The organism is Paracoccus niistensis (assembly GCF_042432925.1).
GTDB classification, from domain to species: Bacteria; Pseudomonadota; Alphaproteobacteria; order Rhodobacterales; family Rhodobacteraceae; genus Paracoccus; species Paracoccus niistensis.
The window spans coordinates 1-9,791 of record NZ_JBHLWE010000048.1 but is presented as its reverse complement, the minus strand read 5'-3'; the positions used below and the strand labels follow the sequence as shown (position 1 = coordinate 9,791).

Annotated in this window: 5 protein-coding genes; 4 read left to right on the top strand and 1 reads right to left on the bottom strand. The window is 63.3% G+C overall.

Translation table 11 applies throughout. From position 1 onward, the window contains the following. Nucleotides 1-143 precede the first annotated feature (143 nt). Nucleotides 144-1,034: a recombinase family protein gene (locus ACFFII_RS16580; RefSeq protein ID WP_377699979.1), complete on the bottom strand. Its 891-nt coding sequence runs from the start codon at nucleotides 1,032-1,034 to the stop codon at nucleotides 144-146. A gap of 617 nt (nucleotides 1,035-1,651) precedes the next feature. Here ACFFII_RS16580 and ACFFII_RS16575 point away from each other — a divergent pair. From ACFFII_RS16575 to ACFFII_RS16560, 4 genes are all read left to right on the top strand, one after another. Continuing rightward, nucleotides 1,652-2,761: a helix-turn-helix domain-containing protein gene (locus tag ACFFII_RS16575; RefSeq protein ID WP_377699978.1), complete on the top strand. Its 1,110-nt coding sequence runs from the start codon at nucleotides 1,652-1,654 to the stop codon at nucleotides 2,759-2,761. A 699-nt stretch (nucleotides 2,762-3,460) separates the two neighbouring features. Then, complete coding sequence (locus ACFFII_RS16570) at nucleotides 3,461-4,264, top strand: tachylectin-related carbohydrate-binding protein (protein WP_377699977.1); 804 nt, start codon at nucleotides 3,461-3,463, stop codon at nucleotides 4,262-4,264. 744 nt (nucleotides 4,265-5,008) lie between these two features. Then, on the top strand, nucleotides 5,009-7,741 hold the full coding sequence (locus ACFFII_RS16565) for a hypothetical protein (RefSeq protein WP_377699976.1): 2,733 nt from the start codon (nucleotides 5,009-5,011) through the stop codon (nucleotides 7,739-7,741). Continuing rightward, nucleotides 7,725-9,629 (top strand): hypothetical protein, encoded by a 1,905-nt coding sequence (locus tag ACFFII_RS16560; RefSeq protein ID WP_377699975.1) that lies wholly within the window; start codon nucleotides 7,725-7,727, stop codon nucleotides 9,627-9,629. The genes ACFFII_RS16565 and ACFFII_RS16560 overlap by 17 nt, the downstream gene beginning before the upstream one ends. The last annotated feature ends 162 nt before the right edge of the window (nucleotides 9,630-9,791 follow it).

Below are 9,791 nucleotides of genomic sequence, written 5' to 3'. Positions count from 1 at the left end.
GTCGTGGACACCGACGAGAGAAACTCTCACGGGATCCGAAGTCGCATCTGGGGTAGCGCGTCCACCGATATTCAGACGGGTTTCGTCCTGCCTGGCGTTGCCCTAATCTGCCGCAACCAGATCAGGAGTTTTGTTAGGTTTTGTCAGTCTTGGCTGAGCAAGCCCAGATTGCGCGCTCGGTCGACCAGCATCTTCACGCTCGAGGGCTGCCACTTGTCCCGGCCGCGCGGTGTGCGTTCCCGCATCTCTTCCAGGCGCTGGCCGATCCCCTGCAGCGTGATTTCCGGATCCGCCCCCTTGATCGCAGCGACGATCGCGAGAAGCCGGTCACTGGTCGCCGCGGGGCTCGCCCGTTCAAGGACGCTCTTCGGCAGCAGGCCCTCACGCACAAAGCGGGCAACAGCGCGGCGGAGCCGCTCGACGGTCCAGGCCGGTGCGCCTTGGTCGCGCCGGGCGTTGATAATGCGGACGAGGTCCTGCCAGGGCATGTCCGGACGATGGCGCCGCACCAGGGGGACCCACTCCTGGGCACTAGCCTCGAGCTTTGCGAAATAGCTCTCGTCCCGAGCGCGGGCGACCTTGCGCCGGGCCACGCTGTCACCGCGCCGCAGCCCCGGGTTCCCGCCGACCCGGCCGGCGGCCCGGGCAGAAGCAAGTCCGGCCAGTGTCCGCTCGCGGATCAGCGCCCGCTCCAACTCAGCCGCGGCCCCCAGCACCTGGAGGGTGAACTTGCCCTGCGGGCTGGCTGTGTCGATCGGGTCATGGAGCGAGCGAAAGTAGGCGCCGCGCGCTTCGACCGCTTCGATCACCTCAAGAAGATGCGACAGGGAGCGCGCCAAGCGATCGATCCTGACCACGACCAGCGTGTCCCCGACCTGGATCTCGCGCACCAGCCGCGCGAGGGCAGGGCGGGCACGTGAGCCGCCTGATCCCGTCTCCGAGCGGATGTCCATGCAACCCGCCGCTCGCAGTTCCGTGATCTGCGGATCCGTCGTCTGCTCGCCAGTCGAGACGCGGGCGTAGCCGATCAGCATGAGGCGCTCTCGGGTTTCATGCCGCCAGACGCGGCAACTCGGTTGCCCTTGGACCTGCTGCCGCGATGCAGGCCTGGGGCGAGGCGGCTAACGCTGCCACCGGACAGCTGATGGCTGCCTTGAGGAGGCCCGCTGGCATCTCATTGCCGACTTGGCCTGATCTCGTCTGGTCTTCATCGCCCATCGTCACCTTCGATGCCCGTCCTGCGGCTTGGGTTTCAGTGATGATAGCGGTACCGCAGTGATTTGCAATTCGACAAGGCACCACGAAACGACCGTTTGTAAACGGCGGTAGCCTCCTGCTGCCAGGCGACATTCGTCCCGCACCGCTCCCGAAAGCCCGGCAGGGCAGGGGGCTCAGCCTTCCTCGCCCGCCATGTGCCGGAGCCAGGTCACCTTGTCAGACACGCTCCGCCAGCTTGCTGGTACGGCACCAGATCTCAAAATATGAAAAACCACTATCCAAGTGGAGATAAGAGTGCTTAAGAGGAACCGTTGAACGTAAGAGTACGTGATTTCAGTTGGATGTCGGTTCACTCCTGCTTCGCTCCGAAGCCCTCGCCGGAAGGCTCGAGGGCATCCTGCTGGCAGACCCCGCCCTGGCGCGCCTCTGGCGCATGGAGGCAAGCCTGCTGGAAGCGGCAGCATCGGTGGGCCTGGAGGGGGAGAGGATCTCGACGCCAGGGATGGTGCTGCGCCTGACCGGCAACATGGCCATCGGGGAAGATGCGCGGGCGACCGAGATGGCGCTGCGGATCCTCGCTGTCGCCAAGCGGCCGGGTGATCCCTTCAACATGCCCATCGAAACAATCCGGCGCATCGAAGCCGCGGCCACGCCTTTCGGCCAGCCGATCGACGAGACTGACATGCTGGAGGATTCCGAGCTGCCACGGGTGGTCGAGGCCGGTCGTTCCTGGGCCCATGTCCCGATCCTGGCGGGCTGGCGCGCGGCGGCGAACTATGCCTTCCGATCGCGCCGCACGAGCCCTGCGGCCGAGCGGCTCGTCTTCATGACTGTCGAGGGGGCCGCGCGCCATTTGCGGGGGCTTTCGCCGGAAGGTCGCGGAGGCTGGCCGGAGGAAGACGCCGCCGATAGGGCGATCCTCATGCCGGCAGAGGCGGGGTGGATCGTTGCTCCTTCGGTGGCGCTCACCCGCAACGGCTTCCGCCTATGGTCACCCCTTTCCGGGCTGGGGACCTTCCTGGAAGCGGCCACCCGAAGCCTTTCCCAGGATCTCGGCCATCTCGGCACCCTTCGTCATGAGCTGGCGCGGCTTCAATCTAAGACCACGGCCGCCTCCGGCCGGTCGCGGCTACCTGATCTCGTCGAGCTCCTGAAGGCGCAGCCCGTCGTCAACTCGGCCATGGTCATCGATCGCCTGGGTGTGACGCGCCGGACGGCGCTCGCGCTGATCGGCGAGCTTGTGGAGGCCGGCTGTCTCGTCAACCTGACGGGCAGGCGCACCGCGCGCTTCTGGGCGCTGCCCTCACTGGCGGCGCGCATGACCCCCGCGGCCAGCGCACGCCAGTTCCGCAGAACCGAACATCCGGCGACTGCTGCGCAGGATAGCAAGGATGCCCTGGAGATCGAGGCTCGGCTCAGAAGGCTCCGCGAGCAGTTCGACGAAGAGAGGCTCGACCGCATCATGTCGGACCTGGATGCAGCGATGGCAGGGTTGAACGAAGTGGTCCGGAAGGCGGGCGGGCCCCAAGGGCAGACGGAATAAGGAAGCCGGACGCGTTCAGGGCCGAGACCACGCAGCACGTGCAGGCGCGCCATGGCTCATCGAGAGAGAGGGTGCAGGATGTCGAAGAAGGCCTGGACCGGCCAGGTGCGGGTGCTACGGTCCTCCCGGCTGTCCTCCCGGGAAAGCCAGAGATGCGGACGTTGCAGCCGGTATGGATCATGGCCGCATCGACTGAGCGCCACAGGCCAACGCGGCCCGCACGATGTTACCGATCCCGGCGGACGGCTCCAGCGCAGGCGCTCTGGGGTGACGTGCAGCCGGTCAGAATACGCGCTCACAGTTGCCATGGGGGAGGGGGAGAAGGCCGCAACCTGACCGGATTAAGGTTGCGGCGAGATGGGCAGACCAGAACCCCCGTGGTCCAGCCCGAGGGGTTCACTCCACGGCTGGGATCATGTCCGGGGGAAGGCGTGGGCGAGCTAGTCCCCGATGGCTTCGGGAGCCTCGGGATCACTGGCGATCATGCGCTGGATGCCCGGCAAATTCGCGTTCTGCCACTTGATGCCGGAGCTATACACCAGGGTGGCTTCCTATCAGTCCTTATTTGCCTCGGAGCCGATTCGGGTCTAGACTATCGAAGCTATTCTCTATGCTCGAACATTATGCAGCGCGATCATAGGAATTGAGGTTAGAGGACCTCCGCTCTCCGACCACGGCTGCCCAACCGGAGTGATCAGAATGCGACATAACTATTTACGGATCAGAAGCGCTTTGCTGGTCGCGTTCACGTATGCTGTCGCCGCAGCGGCAAACGCGGATACCCCGGTCTACGCAGTCCAGCAGAATGGCGACATGCTGTTCTATAAGCATGCCGGTGACACAAATGGCTCAGCCAGCTGGCCCATCCAAGCTGCGAATATCGGCAACGGTTGGGACTTTCGTCAGGTGTTTGCTGGTGACGCGGGCTCCGTCTACGCAGTCGCACAAAATGGCGACATGCTGTTCTACAAGCACGCCGGCTACGAGACTGGTTCAGCCGATTGGCCCGTTCAAGCAACAAAGATCGGCAATGGCTGGGATTTCCGCCAAGTCTTTGCGGGAGACAACGGCGCCATCTATGCAATCACCCGCAATGGTGACATGCTGTTCTATCAGCATGCCGGTTTTCGCGATGGATCGGCGGATTGGCCCATTCAGGCCGTGAAGATCGGCAGCGGTTGGAACTTCCGCCAAGTCTTTGCCGGAAGCGAGGGTGCGATCTATGCCGTCACCCAAAGCGGCGATATGCTGTTCTACAAGCACGCTGGCTATGAAACCGGATCGGCGGATTGGCCCATCCAGGCCGTGAAGATCGGCAATGGCTGGGATTTCCGCCAAGTCTTTGCGGGAGACAACGGCGCCATCTATGCAATCACCCAGAATGGTGACATGTTATTCTATCAGCACGCCGGTTTTCGCGATGGGTCGGCGGATTGGCCCATTCAGGCCGTGAAGATTGGCAGCGGTTGGAACTTCAAAGAGGTCTTCGCTGGCGGGCGCTAGCTGTCGAGCCGGATGTTGTGGTGGAGGTAGCGGCTTACCGACGGCCATCTGCAAGAACTCCAAGATCAGGCTGAATCCCAGTATGTCCCGGCAGAAAGCGACCGAGTGCGAAATGGTGGATACGGACAAACAGATGTAGCCGACCCCGGCGGCGGTGGGTTCGAGCGGAGATCTATGCCGTCTTTTCAGTGCCAGCAAGAATAAGCATGGTTCATAGGCGGTCCCTTCTCTGCTGGAATCGTCTGCGGCGCTCGCGCCATCGGCTCGCATTGGCTATTCCATCCAGACAATGCTCATAAGTTGGTCCTGAAGCAGAGAGGTGAGCATGCCGATGTCGCTCTTCCGGCGAACTGAGCCGAGGGTGGTGAGAGGCGTGAGCCGCACCCTCCTCCAGACGGTGCCTCTTGCAAGAATGCGCTTGCTTCTTATGGTGGCAGGTCTTTCCATTACAACTGGTACCCCCCTTCTCGGCGGGCCTGTCGTCGAGGCCTGTCCCGCCCCGATGGCGCCGCGTCGCGCCGTCCCTTACGATGGGGTTTGTGTGGCGCCCGAGAGCGTCCGCCGCGTTGGGGCCGAGAACGCTCGCGCGGCGCTTTTGTGGGTTTCTGGCCCCTTTGGTCCCAAGACCTGCGCGTCCGGCTTCGTCTGGCGCGCCGCCACTCCGGACGACTACACCTGCGTCACGCCCGCCATCCGCAGCTTGGTTTCGGGCGAGCAGTCTAACCCACAGTTGGCGCCTGGCAAATGATCAGGACCCTCCTGGCAACCCTGGTTGCGGTCCTCCTGACCTACGCCGGGTGCCCGACGGCCAGGGCGCAAGCCAGCGCCGATCTGGGGCCCGCCGCCATGACCGGCCTAGACGCTTTCAACGGGATTCCGGATCGCTCGCTACGGCTCCATGTGGCCATGGCCTGCGGCAACGAGCTCGTATTCAACCGCCGCTATGTCGTGGCGAAGTTCCTCGGGAAAGGTTATAAGGATCCCGGGCGTCCGGAGGACAACGGGTTCAATACTTGGCCCATCGATCTCATGATCGGCAAAGCTGCAATCCTCCAGGATCCGGAGTTTGAGCCGGAGGACTGTATCAGCCGCCTAGGCATCGAAGACGAGGTCAAGCGGGATTGGGCCCGCCTAGCCAGCGACGGGATGGCTCGCGAGGACGAAACTGCAGCCCAACTCGTTAGCCGGGTCTACCGGGAACTCTACGACGACCCACTTGGGGCGAACGGCCCAGCCTGCGACGATGTCGCCAGTTCAGGCGGTCCGGGAGAGGTCTGGCTAGTCCTGACTAGGTCCTGCATGGCGAGGCAGATCCATGTGGTCATGAACCATCCTCTTCACGGTCCCTGGACTTGGGATGATGGCGATCCTGGCGCTCAGAAGGTGCTCACCGAGCTGCCGGGAACCGAGGCCAAAACCCTGCCTTGCCTCTCGGAATGGACTATCGAACCCGACGGAGTGAAGGGCGACTGGGACATGGCTGTGACCCTTTACACGCGTCTCGCTCATCTGCTTTATCGCGTGGGTGACCCTGATCTCATGCTGAACGTGGGCGCGGCGGTCGACGTGCTGAACAACCGGTTCCTCACGCTCCGCTCGAGCCCGGAGCAGGGGGCCACGGCCAGGGACAGCTTCAATCTGCTCTTCAGTTGCGGCAACTACCCCAACCAGTTCGGGACCGCCGCCGATACCATGAGCGGAAGTGGATCCGACCCGAACCTGGGGCGCTACCCGGAAGATGGCCGGGATGCCGTGGAAGAGACCTCCTTCTGGGAGGATCTCGCACGCTTCTTCTTGGCGCTGCTTTTGATTGCGGGTGTTGTTCTAGCTGGGGCGCTGGCCGGAAGCATCCTCTGGGCTGCTGGAGCCGGAACTGCGGCAGCTGTGGCCATCGCGGCCGTGGTTTCCACGACCGTCATCGTCGTCGGTCTTGGCACGCTCATGACGGCAAGCATCGAGGAAACCGAGAACCACCTGCTCATGCAGAACTCGGCCCGCTACCTCAAGAACAAGCTAATGATGGCGGAACTGAGCCAGCAGGGACTGAGAAAAGAGTTCGACGAGCTCTCGGTCCTGAACGAGGATCTGCGCGTTTGGCTCCTGGAGCGGATGCAGGGGATCGTCGAGGACGACTTCGTGGAATACAACTCCAAGCCCTATGGCCGGCTCAGCCACTTCGCCATCCTCAACCTGCTCGATTATGCCTGCGACATCCAGTGGGACTACAACCTCAGCTCCCTAATGCTGAACGCCGATGCGCGTTGCGACCCCAAGGACCAAGCCGTCGTCACCGCGGCTGCGGCCGTTCTCGACCTCTCGGCCGTGAAGGCCGCCGTAGGCTCGCTGGACGGGCGGCGGCTCATCCCTTACCGGCGATTGGTCGTGACGAACCAGGCTTACTACAACGGGAGCCCTCTCCTCGAACTCGTCCAGGGGGCTGACACCATGCTGGCAGCCTTGCAGGTGTGGACGGGGCAGATGGCCTTCGCCCCCGACCGACGGGCAGGCCCCGGGACCTTCGAACAACTAGTCTTCTACTCGACGTCCCGGTATCGGCCAGACTCCATGATCCTCAGTATGGCGATCAACAAGTCAACCCCGCGAGCCCAGCAATACCGACACGCGACACGCGAAGCGTATGTGAGCGGCGACGGCTGGCTCATTACGGCCGGCGGCACCGATGAACGGCCAGCCCAGGGCCTTCGGTTTCCTCTGGGGATGACGATCTACTTCATCAAGGTCCCCGATGATGACCGGGGCGTGGGCGTCCCTACCACGCTCATGACCAGAGGAACCGCTCTGGCCCATGTGCCAGGGGTCCCTCACGGAGGCCGGGTCCGGGACTTCCTGCGCTTCGACGGGCGTGACGTGAACTGGGGTATGGACGAGGGGCGGCCGCTCGTCTCGTTCTCCGATAACAACTGTATTGTCGGTTCCTTTGCGTGTGGGCTCCGTCCGCGGCTGCCTGACGGCTACGATCCCGCAAGCTGCGCAGTTCCCATCTCGGACCGCTTCGTTGCAATCGACTCGTCTCTTTGCCAAGCCATTGGGAATCCCGACGAACAAGGCATCTTCATTGCCTTTTATGACCGCGACGGCGACTGGGGGTTCTTCGAGGTCGCGCCCAAGGCAGACTTCGCCGGCTCAATCAACAGTTTCATCGCGCGCGTGAAGGAGCGCAACGGCGGGCACATGGCCGACTGGGCCAACCAAGAGGCGGACGACGAGGTCACCTATGTGACCACGGACGGTCGCGAGCTCGAGTTCACCCCGAGCAATGAGGACTTCGGAGCGGACCGCCGGGCCTGCGGGGTCGTCAACCACGTCGACGGCGCGCACCTCACGATCAGCGACGTTCCGGCTGCGCAGGCCGCGTCCTGCCGCTCACTCGGACGATTCATCGACATCAATCTCAATGATGCTATGAATCCAGTTCGCAGAGCCGAGGAAGGAGATCCGCTTGAGGATCTCTTCTGACCTCATTCGCGCAGGCGTCCTTGCGCTGGGGGTTGCCGCTGCGCTCGCAGCGGCCCTGCCAGGTCTCGCCACCGCCCAGCCCGTCCAGGTCGTCGATGTCTGCGGGCGGGACGATGCGCCGGGCGGTCTGAATCTCAGGACCGCCTTGGCGCAAAATGGCCAGATCCGCATCGAGTGCCCGCCGGACCAGCCGATCATCGAGATCACGCAAACGCTCGCCCTTTCGGGAGACGCCGACATTTCCGCCGTGGGTCCCATTACTCTGCGCGGACCGGCCTCGGCACCGATGTTCACAACCTCCCGCCATCTTAGGCTCTCGGGCCTGACGCTCAACAATCCTGCTTCGGTCGTGGGCTCAATCGTCGCCGGAGATCAGGCGCGCATCGAGCTCGATCACGTGGAGGTTTATGGAAGCCCGGCCGCGTTTCTCGTCCGGTCCCTGAAGGCTACAGCCAGCCGCTTCCGTGACAACGGGGACCCGGCAGCTTCGCCCGGCAACGCCGTGGTCAATGCCGAGGACGTGCAGATCCAAGACTCGGAGTTCATTGGCAACAGCGATCATCCGATCGCCGGCGGCGCCTGGCCGAGCCCCAACAGAATCGCCCTTTCCCGGCGTGTCGAGATCGACAAAACCAGCTTTGCCGGAAACGTCGGCACTGTCCTCCTGATCGATGCCCGCGTTCGGATCCGTGCGTCTCAGTTCAGCAGTAACGGACTCGCCCCTGACTCGGCCAAGGAGTCTTGGGGATGCTGCGGAGGCGCCATCACGGCGGTCCGATCTGACATCCAGATCTTCGATAGCGAGTTCTGGGGCAACGCCTCGCCGGGATTTGGCGGAGCGATACAGGCCATAGGCTCCCGTCTCACGGTGATGCGCTCCACGTTCACCCGCAATGAAGCCCGGGCGGGGGGCGCAGTCGTGAGCTGGGGCCGCCCGCCGCTTCTCAACATCTGGAGCGTCGATCCCTGGATCGACCTCCCGCGCCTGCTTCTCAGCCGCACGACCTTTAATGACAACAATGCCTCCGAGTTCGGCGGTGGGATCCTCTTTGCCGGAGAGGTCGTCGTGGAGGGCTCGGTCCTTCGAGGCAATCGCGCGCGGCAGGCCGGCGGTGCCATCGCCGCTTGGAACGCCGCAACCCTCCCTGATCCACACGAGGAGGTCATTCGGGCCCTTCTCGACAGCACCGTAGAAGGGTCGGGCGATCAACTCTCGATTAGCCGGAGCATCTTGGTCCAGAACGATGCCGAGGAAGAAGGCGCGGCCCTGGCGCTGGCGGAGACCCCGGGCCGGATAGGGAACACCATCATTGCCCGCAACGGCAACGCCACCGCCGTGACGGGATCGGACCTACACATCGTCAACAGTGTTATAGGCGACAACCTGGCCACAGGCCTTAGTGTGTCAGCGATGGGCATCGTGGAAATCGGCAACACCATCCTTCTCCGAAACGCTGGAGGCAATTGCGCCCTCGAAGTAGAGCCGGTTATCCTCGGCGCCAGCCTTCAGGATGGCGGCACTAGCTGTGGCGAAGGGGTGGCGACAGGCGATCCAGGATTGGACGAGTCCTACGCACCCGGCCTCGTTAGCCCAGCAAGGGATGGCGGTACCTATGCGCTCTGTTTATCCGACCCGCTGGTTCTGGGCGTCGACCTTTATAGTAAGAGCCGCTCGCAGGGTGACGGGACCTGTGCAATCGGTGCAGTCGAACGCAAACGTTCGGAGGTCCTGATAGCGTTCCTTACGTTTGGTGCGTTCGAAGGTGATGATGGCGCCGCCTGGCTCTGGTGGCTCCTGCTCCTCTTAGCGCTTCTTGCCTTCCTGATCACCTTTTGGCGACGCCGCCAGCGCTCAAGAAGGACGACCGAACCAGCCAGTCTCTTATAACCGATCAGCCGTAGGCGTGACGTTCTTCAAGGTCATGTTAGCCTGCTGCCGGTTTCGTGGACACCAGGTTAAGTTTGCATAGCGCGGCCTCGACACGCTGGCCTGCTGCCGGTTTCGTGGACACGAAGATAAGATCGTGACCAAGGGACTGGAGATCACACA